Consider the following 17,029-nt stretch of genomic DNA (forward strand, 5'->3'; position numbering starts at 1 on the left):
CCTCGTGAGGCAGCCGGTTCAACGGCAACTGCTTAGTGGCCGAAGAAAACCGATTGCGGGCCCGAAACCGGCTCTTTGGCGCCCGATTGCGACGACACGTTGTTCACGCCGCCGTAGGCATTCGATTCAGCGTTAGCGCGCTCAGCTGCGACGGTTTGTGCGTTCTGGCCTTGTTGCGAAGCCGGTGCGCCGACCGACGGACGATAGAACGGTGCCGGGCCGTAACCGCTAGCAAAAGCGGGAGCGGCGATCGAGGCAGAAACAGCAACCAGCAGGGCGGCGATGAGCTTGGTCTTCATGGTGTGACTCCGATAACGTTACGACTTCATTTCAGGAAGGCGTCGCAGGGGCCGGTGAGGTGTGTCTGCAACGTCGATGGAATGCAGTGTATACCCCTACTATCGAGAATTTGTATCGATAACTTGAAATTACTGTTCTCTATTCTGGAATAATCGACGCAAGGCAGGCGGGATAAGCGTGAGCGATGGTCCGACCCCGTGCGGCAAGGGTCTTGAGGAATAAAGACCCGCGGCGCAACGAGGTTAAATGCATTGAATGGAGCGCGGCTCGATCGAATTCGATCGGATCCGTTGCTTGGGGGAGCAGTCTGATGGACCTATGGATTCAACCATGCGCTGCCTGCGCCGACCTGTATGGCCAACCGGCCGCCAGTAGCCCGCATGACAGGCTGGCGCTGAATAATCGTGGGGCGGTGAAAGACGTGCGAGTGGAGGAGCACTACACCTGCGTGCGCTGCAACGCGGTGTTCGCTCGCATTCTGACCGGCGAGCCACACAAGCAGATCTGGATGTTGCTGAACGCGAGTCAGCACTGACGGCAGACGGTTCGGCGATTTTTGCGGACGCACCGCGTCTCACGACAGCAGGGCGATGCCGACAAGCATGTGGAGGATGACGCCTCGCAGCGGGCGGCTCGCTGAAACGTTGGTGGCGTTCCTGTAAAGTTTTCGGTGCGGCTGCCGAAAACGAAAGCATGAAATACTTCTTTGACTACAAACTCGCCGAGCGATACGGCTACGGGATCGCGGTGTATATCGCCGCCGAAACTTCCGATTTGCAACGTGCCATTGATTTGACAAACGCTCGACGCCTGCGCGCCGGTCGGCGCCCGCTCGAGGACGCGAAGATCGAGGACGTGCTATCGGCCATGCGCAACACGGGGCGGCTTTCGACCGAAACGGATGAGGGCGGAGCCAACGTGTCGGACGCAACGCGCTGAAGCGGGATTCAAACCGCGAAGGAAAACCGCAAAGGCCAAAACAAAAACGGCGAAGTGATTTCTCACAACGCCGTTCGTAAAACCTGACTACTTGAATTCTTTGGGGTGGCTGATGGGGCTCGAACCCACGACAACAGGAATCACAATCCTGGACTCTACCAACTGAGCTACAGCCACCACTGACATCTGCTTGACTTGCCGTAAAACCTGGCTCGTCGATGAAGAAACGAGATTATACGAACAAGAATCTCGTTTGCCTAGTCCTTTATTCAAAAATTTCGGCAGGCTCGCGCAGATGCTGCCTTGCCTCATCGAAGATCCTCAGATCGCGCGTGGCGAGACGTTTGCTATCGGACAGCACACGGCGCCATCCACGCGCGCCCGCTTCACCGCGATAGAGGCCGAGCGCATGGCGCGTAATCGCGCCGAGATACGTGCCACGCGCCATTTCAGCCGCGCAATACTCGATCAGTTTCGCTTCGACCTGCTCGCGAGTGAGCGGCGTTTCTGTCGAACCATAGAAGCGTGCATCGACATCGGCCAGCACATACGGGTTGTGATACGCCTCGCGCCCGAGCATGACACCGTCGACGTGTTGAAGATGCGTCTCCACTTCATCAAGCGTCTTGATGCCGCCGTTGATGATGATCTCCAACTGCGGAAAGTCGCGCTTCAACTGATACGCGTACTCGTATTTCAGCGGCGGAATCTCGCGATTTTCCTTTGGGCTCAAACCCTTCAGAATCGCGTTGCGTGCGTGCACGATGAACACATTGCAGCCGGCATCCGCAATCGTGCCGACAAAGTCGCGCACGAAACCGTACTCCTCGACTGCATCCACGCCGATGCGGTGCTTGACCGTCACCGGCACGGACACTACATCGCGCATGGCCTTGACGCAGTCGGCGACGAGTTGCGGCTCGTTCATCAGGCACGCGCCGAATGCGCCACGTTGCACGCGCTCGGATGGGCAGCCGCAGTTCAGGTTGATTTCGTCATAGCCCCATTGTTCGCCGAGTTTCGCCGCGCGCGCGAGATCGTCGGGTTCGCTGCCGCCGAGTTGCAGAGCGACCGGCGCTTCTGCCGGCGTGAACGCGAGATGGCGCGGCACGTCGCCATGCAGCAGCGCGCCGGTCGTCACCATTTCCGTGTAAAGCCAGGTATGGCGAGAGATCACGCGATGCAGGGAGCGACAGTGACGATCAGTCCAGTCCATCATGGGTGCAACCGAGACGCGGCGCGGACTGGGAGTTCGAGGTGAAGACATGGGGCGGCCAGACGGCTTGATTCAAAACACCGATTTTACCGCAACGCGTGAAATCGCCGTCCGGGCGAGACACTCGCGACCCGTGCTGTCCAGAAACCATGCCATTGACTGGCCCGCGAGTCAGGTGCGGGCCGCGTCAATGTCCATGTCCTCCTCCGTGACCGCCGCTGCTGCCCCATGAGCTTCCGCCGCCGCTGCCGCTACCTCCGCCGTGGTAGCCGCCGTAACCTCCGCCATGCCAGCCGCCGCCGTGCCCTCCGTCCCCGCCGTGCCACCCATGGCCGCCATGCCATCCGCCGCCATGGTAGTAACAGCAGGACCCACCCCAGCCGCCGTAGATGCCGACGCTGCCGTAAACCGGCGCATACGGTGGTCCGTAAGCGTAGCCGTAGCCGGGGTAATAAGGCTGCGCGTAGCCGTAGTCGGATGCCGGTGCGACGACGCATCCGGTCAGGCTGGCCATCACCGCCAACAGTGCCATTGATGCAATGAGCCTGCTCACGATTTTCTCCTTCGGGTAAGAGTGAGAAACCGCGCACGCTCAGGAGTTCAGCAGCATTTGTGTCCGCACATTACGGTTTGCGCGCGACATGGCGCGTCCAGAGATCACGCGTTGTAATTGGAGACCACTGCTGAAGGCGCACCGACACGTTTCGAAAACTTACCCATTCACCCCGTTGTAACAGTTAGTTAAATTTTCGCAACGCAACTGTAGGGCGCGCCTGTTAAGTTCCCTTCAGACAATTACCTCGAATCCAGCCGATGCCAATTTGCCGGCCGGATGAAAAAACCGCACCCGCTTACCGTCAGGATCGCTCGAAGCGAAGCCTGCGAAGATCCACCCTTTAATGACGCACGATCCCCAGCCGGCCACTGCATCAGAATGGCGCGCCGCAGGCGACGCCTTTGCTGCGCGCGGCGAACTCGACGCCGCGCTGCAACGTTTCGAAAACGCGCGCGCGCTCGCGCCTCGCGACGTGCTCGCGCACCAGCGCATCGCGGCGACGCTCGCCGCCCTGAGCCGATTTCCCGAAGCCGTGCTCGCCTATCGAGCGGCAATTGCGCTCGATCCGCGCGACACGGATTCGCATCACGGCCTCGGCTGGACGCTCGAACAGATGCATCGGCTCGAGCAGGCGGTGGATGCTTACCGCGAGGCGGCCCGCCTGAATCCGCTAGCCGACGGTTCGCACAACAACATGGGCAATTGCCTGCAGGCGCTCGGCCGCTTCGACGAAGCTCACGCCGCCTATCGCCGGGCGATCGAGGCCGCGCCGCGGGTGCCGCTGTATTACCGCAATTTCGTGCAGACCAAGCGCCTCACCAGCGAAGATCCGGTATTCGTCGCGATGGAGCGCCTCGCCGGTAACGCCGCTTCGTTGACGCCGACCGATCAGGCGGAGATTCACTTTGCGTACGGCCAGGCGCTCTCCGATTTGGGCCGCAACGACGCGTCGTTCGATCATTTCCTGAAGGGCAACGCATTGCACCGCGCCGGCGTGCGCTACAACGAGGCGGAGACGCTCGGCCTGTTCGCGCATCTGCCTGAGCTGACGACTTCGGCGGTGCTGGACGCGAAGCGCGGTCTGGGTGATCCGTCAGAAGCGCCGATCTTTATCGTCGGCATGCCGCGCTCGGGTTCGACCTTGATCGAACAGATTCTCGCGAGCCATCCTCAGGTATTGGGCGCGGGTGAGCGCACGGAATTCGGCGAAGCGCTGGTGAGCTGCATCCGCCGCGATCCGCAAGATCCGCTGCGGATCGATATCGAGGCACTAGGGGAGGTCGGCGCCGCGCCGTTGCGCGCGCTCGGCGCGGACTATTTGCGTCGCATGCGCGGCGCGTTGCCGGAGATCCACGACCCTGCACAGAGGGAAGACGCCGCGCCGACCTCGCGCTACACGCACTTCGCCGACAAATATCCGTTCAACTTCATCAACCTCGGCCTGATTCATCTGGCGCTGCCGAACGCCCGCTTCGTTCATAGCAGCCGCGCGCCTGTGCCAACGTGCCTGTCGATCTTCTCGCGGATTTTTCATGACGTGCCATTCAGCTATGATCTCGGCGAACTGGGCCGCTACTACCGCGCCTATGACGCCCTGATGGCCCACTGGCAACGCGTGCTCCCGGAAGGGGTGATGATCGAGGTCAAATATGAAGAACTGGTCGACGATTTCGAAGGCAATGTGCGCCGCCTGCTCGCGCATTGCGGGCTCGACTGGGACGAGCGCTGCCTGTCCTTTCATCAGAACAGGCGCCAGGTGAACACGGCCAGTTCCGCGCAGGTGCGCCGTCCGCTTTACAGGACGTCGTTGCAACGGTGGCAGCCGCAACAGGCCTTGCTTCAACCGCTGTTCGACGGTCTCGGCCCGAAGCTGGCTCCGGCGCACGGACATGAGGCTGACGAGGTTGCGGCACCCGGCTCGGAGCGTCGCGCATGAGCGCATCCCGCGGCGCCGTGATCTGGATGACGGGACTTTCCGGCGCCGGCAAGTCGACGTTGGCCAACGGCTTGCTTGAGCGGCTGAAGCAGGCAGGGCATGCCGCGATCGTGCTCGACGGCGACGTGCTGCGGCGTGGACTGAACGCCGACCTCGGCTTCACGCCCGAGGACCGCACCGAAAACCTGCGGCGGGTCGCGCACGTCGCGGCGCTCTTCATGCAGCAGGGCTTTGTCGTGATTGCCGCCGTGATCTCGCCGGAGCATCGGCATCGGCGCTCGGCGCGCGAAATTGTCGGCGAAGGGTTTGTCGAGGTCTTCGTGAAGGCCCCGCTGAAGGTCTGCGAAGCGCGCGATGCCAAGGGGCTTTATGCACGCGCGCGACGCGGCGAAATTGCGCATTTCACCGGTATTTCCGATCCGTTCGAAGCGCCGCTCGCATCCGACGTGGTGATCGAAACCGACCGGATGCCGGTCGACGAATGCGTAGACCACGTGCTCACGTATCTGGCCGCGACGGGGCGCCTGGGCGGCTAGCGCGTTTTGTGCTGACGCCCCAGCGGATTACCGCAACAAACTACCCGAATGATGCAAGGCCGGGTACACGCCGATGATGAACGCCGCGTAGATCGCGGCCATCGTCACGCCGGCCGCGGTGCCCCAGATGTCGCGCGATGCGGCGCCCTGGCGGAAATGAACGGGTAGTCCGACGATGAGGTAGCCGATCAGGAAGAACGCGATGACGGCACGCACGGGCGAGAGGTCGTGGCCGATAAAATCGAGCAGCGCGGACAAGCTGAAATCAGACATGGACGGGCAGGCAGGATGAGATGCGAATGATGGGGCGAACCACGGCGCGAACCTTGGCGCGAACCACGGCGAAACACGCGAAGACCTACGTGGATTAAAGTCCATCCAGCGCGCAAGGTACAAGCAAAACTCTGTATAAATTTGTACAGGCTTGCATTACTTGCACGATGCCTGCGCGGCAACTTTCAACCGCGCTTCACGACACTTCACGCGGCTTTCACCGCGAAGCGATCAGCGTTTGCGCAGAGGATCGAGCAGCGACTTCAAGCCGTTGTGATCGATCTCCTGCATCAAGGCCAGCAGCCGGCCGATTTCTCCCGGCGGAAAGCCCTGACTGGCAAACCAGTTTAGATAATGACCGGGCAAGTCCGCAATCAGGCGGCCCTTATATTTTCCGTAAGGCATGACGCGCGTGACCAGCAGTTCGAGGTGTTCGGGATTCATTGCACAGGGTCGGGGCGCGGAGAAACGTGGCGTGTGGAAAAACGGGCAGCGCCCGTTGGAGCATGCATTTTAGCGTGCCCTGCAGGTATCGCGCCGGCGTGGTAACGTCAGCGCTTTTCGTTCAACCAAATAACAGGACAAGTTCAATGGAATACCGCAGACTCGGCGACTCCGATGTGCAGGTCAGCCTGATCGGTCTCGGCACCATGACATGGGGCGAGCAGAACACGGAGCAGGAAGCGCATACGCAGATCGATTACGCACTCGATCACGGCGTCAACCTGATCGACACCGCTGAAATGTACCCGGTTCCGCCGCGTGCCGAGACGCAAGGTTCGACCGAGCGCTTCATCGGCACATGGCTCGCGCAGCATCGCGGCGCACGCGAGAAAATCGTGCTCGCCACCAAGATCGCGGGCCCCGCGCGTCAACCGCATAACCCGCGCCATATTCGTGGCGAAGGTAACCAGTTCGACCGCAAGAATCTGACCGAAGCGCTTAACGACAGCCTGAAGCGCCTTCAAACGGAGTACGTCGATCTGTATCAACTGCACTGGCCGGATCGCAGCACGATGACGTTTGGCCGCCCCGCGTATCCGTGGGTCGACGACGCTTATACGGTGCCGATCGAAGAAACCCTGTCCGTGCTCGCCGAATTCGTCAAGGCGGGCAAGGTGCGCCACATCGGCGTGTCGAACGAAACACCGTGGGGCGTCGCGCAGTTTCTGCGCGCGGCCGAAAAGCTCGGCTTGCCGCGCATCGTCAGCATTCAGAATCCGTACAGCCTGCTCAATCGCACGTACGAAGCCGGTTTGTCGGAATACGCGCATCGCGACAACATCGGCTTGCTGGCTTATTCGCCGCTGGCCTTCGGCTGGTTGTCGGGCAAGTACGAAGGCGGCGCGCGTCCGGCCGGCGCCCGCATCTCGCTGTTCGAGCGCTTCCAGCGCTACAGCAAGCCGCAAGCGGTGCAGGCCACCACGCGTTACGTGGAACTCGCGAAGCGTCACGGGTTGTTGCCCGCGCAATTCGCGCTTGCGTTCGTCAACAGCCGGCCGTTCGTGACCAGCAATCTGATTGGCGCGACCTCGCTCGATCAGTTGAAGGAAAACATCGCCAGCGTCGACGTGAAACTCTCGCCGGAAGTGCTCGCGGAAATCGATGCGCTGCATGAGTTGCAGCCGAATCCCGCGCCTTGATGCGCGATTACCGGCGCTGCGATTCGAGTCGGGTTTGATGGAACACGCAGTTCCGCTCGAATCGCTGCGTTATCTGGCTGCCCCGGCTAGTTGGCCGGGGCGCTTGCCAATTGATCCACTTCTGAAATTGCGTCACACCTCGACGCACGCTCAGCGAATCTTCAACTTTGCGCGTACGGCATAAAGCGCGAGCAAACTCGCCACTGCGCAGAACATCAGATAGAAACCGGGCGCCAGTTTGTTGCCGCTTGCGTCGATCAGCCAGGTAATCACGAACGGCGCGAAGCCGCCGAACACCGTCACGCCGATGTTGTAGCTCACCGCCAGGCCAGTCGCGCGCGTCTGCGTCGGGAAGATCTCCGACATCAACGCGGGCAGCGCGCCGAAATACGTCGCCTTCAATACGCCGATCCAGATCAGCGCGAGCAGCATCGTCGCGAATGACGGATGCGCGTTCATATAGACGAAGGCCGGATAGATCGTCACCAGCATCAGCACGGCGGCCGCCGCCATGATGCGGATGCGCCCGAGGCTGTCGGACAGGTGCCCCGCGAAAGGCGTCAGCACGGTGAGCACGACGCCGGTGGCAAGCGTCGCCGAGAAGCCGGTCGAGGCGGGCAGGTGCAATTGCTTGATCGCGTAGGTCGGCATGTACAGGATCATGTAATTGGCCGCCGTCGAAATGACCAGCGAGCCGACCGCGAGCAGCATGCGGACCTTCTGCGTGCCGAACAGGTCGCGCAGAGGCGTGCGGGCTTTCGGCTCCGCATTGAACTCGGCGCCTTCGTCCACGTAACGGCGAATATAGAAACCGACCGGACCAATCGCGAGGCCGAACAGGAAGGGCACGCGCCATCCCCACGATTCGAGTTGCGCCGCGGTGAGCTGGCTTGTCAGCAGCGCGCCGAAGCCGGAGGCGAGCAGCGTCGCCATGCCCTGGCTCGCGAACTGCCAGCTGCCCATGAAGCCGCGTCGCTCGGGAGCATGTTCGACCAGGAATGCCGTGGATGCGCCAAATTCCCCGCCTGCCGAAAAACCTTGAACGAGGCGCGAGAGCATGATGCCGGCAGGCGCCCATAGCCCGATCGCCGCGTACGGCGGCATCACTGCGATCGTCAGGGTGCCGATCATCATCAGCGCGATAGAGAGCAGCAGCGACGCCTTGCGTCCGGCGCGGTCGGCGAGCGAGCCGAGCACGAGTCCGCCGAGCGGCCGGATCAGGTACGAGATGCCGAAGGTGCCGAGCGTGAGCATCAGCGAGATCGCTTCGGTGCGTGCCGGGAAGAACAGCTTCGCGATGGTCACCGCGAAAAAGCCGTAGACGACGAGGTCGAACCATTCGAGCGCGTTGCCGATCGACGCCGCGAGAATGATGCGATGGACCTTCGCGGCGGAAGGCCGCGCGGCGCTGGCTTGCAAAGTGGACGTGCTCATCGTGGACGTGCCTCGTGAGATAAACGGATAACGGCGTGCCGGGCCCGAGCGCGTGGATGTCGCTCGGGTGTTGCTCAGGTTCTGCTCGGGTGCTGCTTGGGTGCTGCTCAGGCGTCGCTCAGATCGCGCCGCGGGTTGTCGCGCGCGGCGAGTTTTCGCCGAGATCCCAGAAGAGGCCCGCCATGATCTGCAGACCTTCGCGCACGACTGGTCCGAGCAGGTGCTCATTCGGCGCGTGCTGCGAACAGGCCGGGTACGAGTGGGGCACCCACAGGGTCGGCAGGCCGAGCGTATCGGCGAAGACTTCGTTGGGCAGCGTGCCGCCCAGATTCGGCAGCACGGCGGTCTTCTTGCCGGTGGTCTGTTCGAGCGACGCAATCGCCCACGTGACCCATGGATCGTCCGGGTTCAGACGGGTGGCCGGCGCGCCGCGCTCGACTTCGATCTGCACTTCGGAAAAACCGTGCGCATCCAGATGCGTGCGCAGATACCATTCGAGATTGTCCCAATCGGTGCCGACCACGAAGCGCAGCTGGCAATGCGCGAACGCCGCCGAAGGAATCGCATTGACCGGGTTCTCCGGGTTGCCGGCCTTGAACGCAAGTATTTCGAAGCTGTTCCAGCCGAACACGCGCTCAGGCGCACTCAGGCCGGGCTCGCCCCAGTTGTCGTCGACCGCCGGATCGCCCGGGCCGCCGCCCACCGTGATATCGGCGAGCGCACGGCGCACCGCCTCGGGAATCGGCGGCGGACGCAAACCCTCGACGGCGATCACACCGCGCGCATCGACGAGGCTCGACAACGCATTCGCCAGCACCGTGGCCGGATTGCGCAGCAGACCGCCCCAATTGCCGGAATGATGTGCACCGTCGCGCAGATTCAACGACAGCTTGAAATTCACCGAGCCGCGTGAGCCGAGGAACACGGTAGGGCGGCGCGCGGCGAGACGCGGGCCGTCGGAGGCGATCAGCACGTCGGCGGCGAGTTCTTCACGGTGCGCGCGGCAGATTTCGTCGAGTCCGGGCGAGCCGGTTTCCTCGCCCATCTCGATCAGCAGCTTCGCGTTGAAGCCGAGCTTGCCGCCGCGCGCGGCCAGCACGCTCGCCAGCGCGGCGAGGTTGATGGTGTGCTGACCTTTGTTGTCGGCGGTGCCGCGGCCGAACCAGCGCTCGCCTTCGACGGTCACGGCCCAGGGTGTCAGCGGCGCGCGCCACTGACTGTCGTAGCCGCGCACCACGTCGCCATGTCCATAGATCAGTACGGTCGGCAGGTCGTCGGCCTCGTGGCGGCTCGCGATCAGGAACGGCCCGAAGCCGTCCACCGGGTTCGCGACAATGCGCGTGCTGAAACCGAGGGCCGCCGCTTCGGGCGTGATTTCGTCGGTCAGATACGACAGCAGCGCGGCGGCGCGATCACTCTCCTGACTTTCCGTGCGAAAACCAACGCGACGGTTCAGCGTGTCGAGAAAGGCGCCGGATTCGAAATGGTGTGTGGCGTGCTCGATGGCCTCGGTGCGGCTCATAGGGGTCTCCAATGCGGGCGAATGTGGGGCGGGCGGCGCTTGGTCTCGGGTTCGATCGCGGGGCGATTGCGGGTCGGTTGCGGGTCGATTGAGACAGGCCACGGTCTGCAGCGTCGAATCGATTCTAGGAGGCCGTTTTTTTTGTCACAATGATCGTCTTTCGAAGCTTGCGTTGCCGAAAAGGCAAAGCTCATTGCAAGCAGTAAAACTGCCGGCGGCCATCGACCTGGCAGCGCCTACCGTTGAATGAGGCATCACTCATGGCACTTTCGCTGCATGGCATCGCGCTGCGCTATTTCGTCGAAGTCGCGCGCACCGGCTCGATCAGCGACGCGTCCGCACGTCTGCATGTCGCCGTGTCGGCAATCAGCCGCCAGGTGGCGCGGCTCGAAGGCGACCTCGGCGTCGCGCTATTCGAGCGGCGGCCGCGCGGCATGGCGCTTTCCGAAGCCGGCGAGCGCCTGCTTGCGTACGCGCAGCGCAGTCTGCTCGAGGCGGAGCATGTGATGAAGGAGATCGGCGGGCTCGAAACCTTGCACGGCAGCATGATCAAGCTGGCCAGTTCGGAAGGATTCGCCGCCGATTTCCTGCCTACCGCGATGGCGGGCTTTCGCGTTCAGTATCCGGGCATCGACTTCACGCTGTCGGTCATGTCACCGGACGCGGCGACCCGCCGGGTGCGCGACGGCGACGCCGATCTTGCGTTGACCTTCAGCCTCGCGCCGGAAAAAGGCGTCAAGGTCGAGCACACGGAGCGCGCGCCGGTGCTGGCGCTGCTGCGCGCCGATCATCCGTTGGCCGCGCGCGCGAAAGTGTCGCTCGCCGACTTGCAGCGCTATCCGCTGGTGCTGCCCGAGCCCGGCACGACGATTCGTCAATTGATCGACATTACCTGTGCGCTCGAAGGCATCCTGCTCGAGCCCGATCTCACCTGCAACAATAGCGGCGCCATGTACCGTTACGCGCAGAAGTCCGGCGCCATCATGTTCACGGGGCTGCTGTCCGTGCGCGACCGTTACGCGAATGACGGCTTCGTCGTGATGCCGCTCACGCATCCGCAAATGCGCCAGCGCAGCATTCAGATTCAGACCATGGCGGGGCGTGAGTTACCGCCGTCGGTGCGAGCCTTCAGGGACTATCTGATCACGGAAATCGCGGGTGCGAAGCCGGCGCAGGGGACTGCCATGAAGGCCGTTCGAAAGCGAACCACGCCCCCGCGCTGAACGCGCAAAGGCCCGGATAGCCCGCCCGGCTTCCAGGCGGCAAGGCTACGTTTGCGGCCGGCCGCGAACGTTAGGGCGAACGTATGGCGTGCGTGCGATAGCGATCCATTCAGCGCCGATTGAAAGGCAAATGTCCCTGCCGGATCACGAATCACGACCTAAACTGTGGTGGACGGGGCCGGCTGAAAGCGCCGGACTGCGCGGCGGGGATTGCTGCAGCGCACACCAGTGGTAGGATTCAGCCCGAAAAATGGAGAGCGGCGCGCGCTCGATGCAGCGCGCCGTCCACAACAGAGCGATAGGAACTCAGGACATCGAATGGCGCAACAAAAAACAAACCCAAAACTTGAGCAGGCGCTGACGCGCGGGGATCTTGCAATCCGTCAGGCGAATTCGGCGCGAGCGACGGCATTGCTGCGCGCGTTGGGCAAGATGATCGTGGAGGCCTCGGCGACGATCGGCGTGGAAGCCTTTACGCTGATTCCCGACGGCGACAAGATCTATGATCCGGCCGACGGGCTGTGGCCGCAGGAATTGCAGATCTCGCTCGACGGTCCGGTGGAAGAAGCCGATCCGGACGAGGTTCGCACGGTTCGACTGATCGCCGATGAGCCGGGCACGATGTTCCGCGTCGAATGGCAGCGTGCCGACGGCAAGATCGGCCGTCAGGACGGCGGGCCGTTCGCCACGGTGGCGTTCATTTCCGACGTGGACATTCCATGGACCGACGACGAGGACTGAGCCGGTCCGGGTCGCGGCAGGCGCTGATACGCTGGGATCGACACTGAGCGACCCGGCCTCAGCGCCTATGGTTATCGAGAGCCGAAGCCTACTTCATCATCCTGCGGCGAAACAGAATCGCCGCCACGACAAACCCGCCTACCGCATACGCCGCCAGCACGGCCACATGCAACAGCGCATGTTCGATTGGACGTCCCAGCATGGCCGGCCGCATCAGGTCGACGGCATGCGCCAGCGGCAACACTTCGGTGACGCCGCGCGCAACGGCGGGCAATTGCGATGCCGGAAAGAACACGCCGGACAGCAACAGCATCGGCGTCAACACCAGCGTCTGGTAAAACATGAAGAAGTCGTACGAAGGCGCGAGCGCCGTGACGACCATGGCGATGCTCGCGAACGCGAGGCCGGTCAGCACGACGACCGGCAACGCCAGCAGCATCGACGGAAAATTTGCGTAGCCCAACGCGCCGGCCACCAGCATGATCGCCGCGCCGGACAGCATCGACTTGCTGCCGGCCCAGATCACTTCACCGAGCACGATGTCGCCGAGCGTCAGCGGCGTGTGCATGATCGCCTCCCAGGTGCGCTGCACATGCATGCGCGAGAAGCCCGAATACATCGACTCGAAACTCGCCGACATCATCACGCTCGACGCCACGGTGCCCGCCGCGAGAAAGGCGATATACGACACGCCCTCGACATGGCCGACCATCAGCCCCAGCCCGAAACCGAGGCCAAACAGGTAGATCATCGGATCGGCAAGATTGCCGAACATCGAGGCGAGCGCGAGCTTTCTCCACACCAGATAATTGCGGCGCCACACGGCGATCCAGTTGGTTGCGTTCGCGGGAAAAGCGGCGAAGGTTTCCTGATTCGACGGGGTCTCGCCCGGGGAGTCGTAGGTGCGTGCGTCCATTGCGTGTCTCGTGCGGTGTCCCCGAGGGGACGTGCTTCGTCGTTATGGCTGTAGCGCGTTGCGTGCGATGCCGCTATTCATGCTTCTTCACATGCTTCTTCAGTCCTGCATCTCGCGGCCGGTGAGCCGCAGGAACACGTCTTCCAGATTCGCCGGCCGGTGCAGATAGCGCAGATCCGCGCGCTGCTTGAGTCGCGCATGCACCGGTTGCGCGTCGTTGACGTAGCAGAACAGCGTTTCGCCGCTGATCTCGGTGCGCTCGACGAGCGGCGCCAGTTCATCGCGCAACGCGACCGGATCCGGTCCGAAGATCTCGATCACATCGCAACCGATCTCGGAGGCGATCAATTCGCTCGGCGCGCCTTCGGCGATCTTGCGTCCTTCCTCGATCACGCACAGCCGGTGGCAGAGACGTTCGGCTTCTTCCATGAAGTGCGTGGTCAGCAGAATGGTCTTGCCGCGCGCAAGCAATGAGCGCAGCCGTTCCCAGATCAGATGCCGTGCCTGAGGATCGAGGCCGGTGGTCGGTTCGTCCATGATGAGCACGTCGGGATCGTTGACGAGCGCGCGCGCCAGCGTGAGGCGCCGCTTCATGCCGCCGGACAGTTCGCTCACGCGCGCATCCGCCTTGCTCTCCAGGCGCGCGAATTCGAGCAGCGATGGCACCATCGCACGGCATTGCGCGGCGCTCAAACCGAAGTAGCGGCCGAACACCAGCAGGTTCTCGCGCACCGTGAAGTCGGGATCGAGATTGTCGAACTGCGGCACCACGCCGACGCGCGCCCGCGCCACGCGCGCGCGGCTGGGAATCGGCTCGCCGCACAGGCGGATCGTGCCCGCATCCGGCGAGGCGATGCCGAGCAGCATGCGCAACGTGGTGGTTTTGCCCGCGCCGTTCGGGCCGAGCAGGCCGAAACATTCCCCGGCGTCGACATGGAACGACAGTCCGTCGACGACGGTCTTTTCGCCGTAGCTTTTTTTGACCTCGTGAAATTCGATGGCGGCTTCAGGCATGGATCGAACGAGTCTCCGGAACAGACATGGATGATTCTAATGGCCGGGAGGGCCGCCTATTCTAGGGCATTGGCGGGTCGGCGTTGGTGCGCGCCCGACGCTCCCGCACGGGTTTCCCGCACTGCGGCAACGAGCCGCAAGCAACCCTGTTGGCGCGCGCACCTCTTTAGAGCGTGGCTTGTGTGCCGTTACCGCACAGTTAGCGTTTTCCATCCCTTGCAACCTGAATTGCGGCGCACCATGATTCATTCAGATCGCGCGTCCCGCGCGAAGGGAGAAAAATCATGGCGAGCTACCAGAAAATCCTGCTGTGCTACGACGGCTCGCGCGAAGGCCGCAAAGCATTGCGTTGCGGCGCCGATCTGGCGTTGGATCTGAAAGCGGAAACGCACTTGTTGTCGGTCGTCGATATGCGTTCGAGCATTGCGCAAAGCGCGGGCCTGCTGACCGACGTGGCTTGCGGCAGCTTCGAAAAGACCGCCCGCGACATCCTTCAGGAAGGCGTGGACTGGCTTACCGAGCGAGGCGTGAGCGCACAAGGGCATTTCGCGTTCGGCCATCCGATCGACGAGATCGCCAACCTTGCCAATGAATTGCACGTCGACCTGGTTGTGGTCGGCCACCGCTGTCGTACCGGTTTGTCACGGTGGTGGATGGGCGCGGGTAATACGCCGCTGCTCGACCGCGTCTCGTGCAGCATTCTGGTGGCGTGTTCTTCCGCTCAGGAGCAGCAGCAGGCGGCGGCCTGATAGCGGCTGCGTATCGCGCCTGGGTCTAGCGTCTGGATGCCGGCCCGGCTACCGCGAGCGTGCTCAACGGGCCGGTCGCCTCGGCCCGACGACCCCAGGCGATCACTCGTTCAGGTTGACCGCGGCCAGCTTCCATGTGAAGACACCCTCGCGCTGGAAGATCGCCGAGTAACGCGCGTCGCCGGCGCCGTGCTGGTAGGTGACGACGAACTCGTTGAGGCCGCGATAGCCCGCGGTGGTTTGCGGCGGCTGCGCAGGCGCGGCGTTGGTGTTGCCGTTGCCCGCAGTTCCAACGGCAGGCGCCGCCGGTGCGGGTGAGGCCGCGGCGCCATCCGCCGGCGTGTTCGCAGCAGGCGGTGCGGGCGGCCGTTCGCCCGGATCGCCGCGCGGCGGCATGCCGTTCAGTAAAGCCGCCACGCCGTCTGGGGTGGCATAGGCATCTACGAGCGGGCCAATCAGCGCGACGCCGATCATCGCGCCAATGGCGGCCAGCGGATGGCCGTTGCTGTGCGCGTCGAGCCGCCGCGTGAGCAGCCCGGCGACCTGCTGCTTCAGGCTCTCGCGCAACGCGGGAAAGTCGACGTATTGATTGACCGTTTGCGTGTCGCGCGCATCGGCGGCGCGTTTGAGATTGTTCAGCGCGAGATACGGTGACGCGTACGCAAACCCGAGCGCCGCGATTAGCACAATCACGATCAGCGTGACGATCAGCGGCCGGGTGGCGCCGCCTTTAATGCGTTTCGAAACTGCCATCGAACGGGACTCTCCATCAGGTGTGATCTAACGTGGACCGCGGCCACACGAAAACGATCCCATGCGATGCGATATCGCCGCCCGCCATACCTTCCATCAAGACTCGAATACCGCCCCGTGGACGTTTGCCTCGTCGGCAATGCAGCGGTCGATCATGCGGCACACAGCGTCCACCGTGCCGACCATGATGAGGCGCGACGGGCCGTGATAGACCCGCACTGGTGCGCGACGGGCCGGTTCGGCCGTATTCAGACCCGAGTTCAGCGACACGCGGGCAAATGCCGGCAACGACGATGGCAGGCTCGACACGCTGTCCGGCGAATCGAACAGCGACGGCGTGCTGCCCGTGGACGCCTCGATCAATGAGCAGGGCACCAGCTTGCGAAGATGGCGCAGACGACCGAACTGGCGAAAAGGCAGCAGGCGGGCAAGACGTTCCATGAGACTCTCCAGGCGATGCAGCGTTAATGCAGCGCTAATGCGGCGTTGGCGCGGCTTTCTACTTTGTCGAACGGGCAAGAAGGGGCTTGGATCGAAGTGCTGGGGAAACAAGCCGCCTGGAACCTGGCCGTTCAGAACTCGCCGGGGCGGATCAGCCCCACGGCGATACCTTCCAGCGCGAATTCCGCACTGCCGGTTTCAACGAAGATGTTTTCGTAATCGGGGTTCTCGGCGATCAACTCGAGCCCGTTCGGCCGGCGCTTCAGGCGCTTGACCGTGACGTCGTCGCCAAGCCGGGCAATGATGATCTGGCCGTCTTTGGCTTCCGTTCTCTTTTGCACCGCGAGCAGGTCGCCGTCGAAGATGCCCGCGTCGCGCATGGACAACCCGCGTACCTTCAGCAGGTAATCGGGCTTGCTCGAAAACAGCGCCGGGTCGCAAGCGTAGTGCTGGGAGATATGTTCCTGCGCGAGGATCGGGCTACCCGCGGCCACCCGCCCGATCAGCGGTAGCGACAATTGCATGATGCTGGCGTGCGGCAACGTGAACTGGTGCGGCGAATCTTCCGGGCCGGCCAGCAGGCGGATGCCGCGCGACGCGCCGGCCGCGAGTTCGATCACGCCCTTGCGGGCGAGCGCCCGCAGATGTTCTTCTGCCGAGTTGGCCGAGCTGAAGCCCAGTTCGGCGGCGATTTCCGCGCGGGTGGGCGGAAAGCCGGTGCGTTCGATAGCCCTGCGGATCAGATCGAAAACCTGCTGCTGTCGTGCGGTGAGTTTGGTCATGGCGCCACTGTATGTATGAACAGGTGACTGTATTTTTATACAGTATTCCGCGCAA

The 17,029-nt window shown here is 63.0% G+C and carries 20 protein-coding genes and 1 tRNA gene; 8 read left to right on the forward strand and 13 right to left on the reverse strand.

Going from position 1 to position 17,029, the window contains the following annotated elements:
* Positions 1–32: 32 nt before the first annotated feature.
* On the reverse strand, positions 33–299 hold the full coding sequence (locus AC57B1_RS17940; RefSeq protein ID WP_091794641.1) for a hypothetical protein: 267 nt from the start codon (positions 297–299) through the stop codon (positions 33–35).
* A gap of 311 nt (positions 300–610) precedes the next feature.
* On the opposite strand from AC57B1_RS17940, the gene AC57B1_RS17945 reads away from it, so the two are divergent.
* The gene (locus tag AC57B1_RS17945) at positions 611–835 is read left to right on the forward strand and encodes a hypothetical protein (protein ID WP_091794638.1); all 225 of its coding nucleotides are present in this window, start codon (positions 611–613) and stop codon (positions 833–835) included.
* Positions 836–993: 158 nt separating this feature from the next.
* Positions 994–1,239, forward strand: coding sequence for a hypothetical protein (locus AC57B1_RS17950; protein ID WP_408343327.1), 246 nt, complete (start codon positions 994–996; stop codon positions 1,237–1,239).
* 101 nt (positions 1,240–1,340) lie between these two features.
* Here AC57B1_RS17950 and AC57B1_RS17955 read toward each other — a convergent pair.
* The 3 genes from AC57B1_RS17955 to AC57B1_RS17965 form a co-directional block, all read right to left on the reverse strand.
* Positions 1,341–1,416: transfer RNA gene (locus AC57B1_RS17955), tRNA-His, on the reverse strand.
* A gap of 88 nt (positions 1,417–1,504) precedes the next feature.
* Positions 1,505–2,506, reverse strand: a complete 1,002-nt coding sequence (dusA, locus tag AC57B1_RS17960) for a tRNA dihydrouridine(20/20a) synthase DusA (protein WP_496418197.1) — start codon at positions 2,504–2,506, stop codon at positions 1,505–1,507.
* Between the two features lie 136 nt (positions 2,507–2,642).
* Positions 2,643–3,008, reverse strand: a complete 366-nt coding sequence (locus AC57B1_RS17965) for a hypothetical protein (protein WP_408343330.1) — start codon at positions 3,006–3,008, stop codon at positions 2,643–2,645.
* Between the two features lie 346 nt (positions 3,009–3,354).
* Here AC57B1_RS17965 and AC57B1_RS17970 point away from each other — a divergent pair, with 346 nt between their 5' ends.
* Together AC57B1_RS17970 and cysC are read left to right on the forward strand one after the other, a co-directional pair.
* The gene (locus AC57B1_RS17970) at positions 3,355–4,947 is read left to right on the forward strand and encodes a sulfotransferase family protein (protein ID WP_496418198.1); all 1,593 of its coding nucleotides are present in this window, start codon (positions 3,355–3,357) and stop codon (positions 4,945–4,947) included.
* Positions 4,944–5,483, forward strand: a complete 540-nt coding sequence (gene cysC, locus AC57B1_RS17975) for an adenylyl-sulfate kinase (RefSeq protein WP_496418199.1) — start codon at positions 4,944–4,946, stop codon at positions 5,481–5,483. The genes AC57B1_RS17970 and cysC overlap by 4 nt, the downstream gene beginning before the upstream one ends.
* A gap of 27 nt (positions 5,484–5,510) precedes the next feature.
* On the opposite strand, the gene AC57B1_RS17980 is transcribed toward cysC, so the two are convergent.
* Positions 5,511–5,756 carry a hypothetical protein gene (locus tag AC57B1_RS17980; protein WP_408343335.1) on the reverse strand — a complete coding sequence of 82 codons (246 nt, stop codon included), beginning with the start codon at positions 5,754–5,756 and terminating at the stop codon, positions 5,511–5,513.
* Between the two features lie 231 nt (positions 5,757–5,987).
* Complete coding sequence (locus AC57B1_RS17985) at positions 5,988–6,200, reverse strand: DUF3820 family protein (RefSeq protein ID WP_091794623.1); 213 nt, start codon at positions 6,198–6,200, stop codon at positions 5,988–5,990.
* 146 nt (positions 6,201–6,346) lie between these two features.
* Between AC57B1_RS17985 and AC57B1_RS17990 the strand changes: the two genes are divergently transcribed.
* Positions 6,347–7,399: an NADP(H)-dependent aldo-keto reductase gene (locus AC57B1_RS17990; RefSeq protein ID WP_496418200.1), complete on the forward strand. Its 1,053-nt coding sequence runs from the start codon at positions 6,347–6,349 to the stop codon at positions 7,397–7,399.
* A gap of 150 nt (positions 7,400–7,549) precedes the next feature.
* Here AC57B1_RS17990 and AC57B1_RS17995 read toward each other — a convergent pair whose 3' ends face one another.
* Together AC57B1_RS17995 and AC57B1_RS18000 are read right to left on the reverse strand one after the other, a co-directional pair.
* A complete protein-coding gene (locus AC57B1_RS17995; protein ID WP_496418201.1) occupies positions 7,550–8,833 on the reverse strand; it encodes an MFS transporter in 1,284 nt (427 codons plus the stop codon).
* Between the two features lie 118 nt (positions 8,834–8,951).
* On the reverse strand, positions 8,952–10,355 hold the full coding sequence (locus AC57B1_RS18000; protein ID WP_496418202.1) for a M20 family metallopeptidase: 1,404 nt from the start codon (positions 10,353–10,355) through the stop codon (positions 8,952–8,954).
* 260 nt (positions 10,356–10,615) lie between these two features.
* Between AC57B1_RS18000 and AC57B1_RS18005 the strand changes: the two genes are divergently transcribed.
* Together AC57B1_RS18005 and AC57B1_RS18010 are read left to right on the forward strand one after the other, a co-directional pair.
* On the forward strand, positions 10,616–11,578 hold the full coding sequence (locus AC57B1_RS18005; protein WP_496418203.1) for a LysR family transcriptional regulator: 963 nt from the start codon (positions 10,616–10,618) through the stop codon (positions 11,576–11,578).
* Positions 11,579–11,896: 318 nt separating this feature from the next.
* Positions 11,897–12,319 (forward strand): hypothetical protein, encoded by a 423-nt coding sequence (locus AC57B1_RS18010; protein WP_091794614.1) that lies wholly within the window; start codon positions 11,897–11,899, stop codon positions 12,317–12,319.
* A gap of 88 nt (positions 12,320–12,407) precedes the next feature.
* Here AC57B1_RS18010 and AC57B1_RS18015 read toward each other — a convergent pair whose 3' ends face one another.
* Both AC57B1_RS18015 and nodI read right to left on the reverse strand, forming a co-directional pair.
* A complete protein-coding gene (locus AC57B1_RS18015) occupies positions 12,408–13,235 on the reverse strand; it encodes an ABC transporter permease (protein ID WP_496418204.1) in 828 nt (275 codons plus the stop codon).
* A gap of 99 nt (positions 13,236–13,334) precedes the next feature.
* A complete protein-coding gene (gene nodI, locus AC57B1_RS18020) occupies positions 13,335–14,249 on the reverse strand; it encodes a nodulation factor ABC transporter ATP-binding protein NodI (RefSeq protein WP_408293385.1) in 915 nt (304 codons plus the stop codon).
* Between the two features lie 284 nt (positions 14,250–14,533).
* Here nodI and AC57B1_RS18025 point away from each other — a divergent pair, with 284 nt between their 5' ends.
* Positions 14,534–14,998, forward strand: a complete 465-nt coding sequence (locus tag AC57B1_RS18025) for a universal stress protein (RefSeq protein WP_091794608.1) — start codon at positions 14,534–14,536, stop codon at positions 14,996–14,998.
* A 102-nt stretch (positions 14,999–15,100) separates the two neighbouring features.
* Here AC57B1_RS18025 and AC57B1_RS18030 read toward each other — a convergent pair whose 3' ends face one another.
* From AC57B1_RS18030 to lexA, 3 genes are all read right to left on the reverse strand, one after another.
* Positions 15,101–15,751 carry a DUF2939 domain-containing protein gene (locus AC57B1_RS18030; protein WP_496418205.1) on the reverse strand — a complete coding sequence of 217 codons (651 nt, stop codon included), beginning with the start codon at positions 15,749–15,751 and terminating at the stop codon, positions 15,101–15,103.
* A 96-nt stretch (positions 15,752–15,847) separates the two neighbouring features.
* Positions 15,848–16,192 (reverse strand): hypothetical protein, encoded by a 345-nt coding sequence (locus AC57B1_RS18035; RefSeq protein ID WP_496418206.1) that lies wholly within the window; start codon positions 16,190–16,192, stop codon positions 15,848–15,850.
* A 131-nt stretch (positions 16,193–16,323) separates the two neighbouring features.
* A complete protein-coding gene (lexA, locus tag AC57B1_RS18040) occupies positions 16,324–16,974 on the reverse strand; it encodes a transcriptional repressor LexA (RefSeq protein ID WP_091794602.1) in 651 nt (216 codons plus the stop codon).
* Positions 16,975–17,029 lie beyond the last annotated feature (55 nt).

Source organism: Paraburkholderia sp. BGA-UO-ETr-F21, assembly GCF_059567925.1.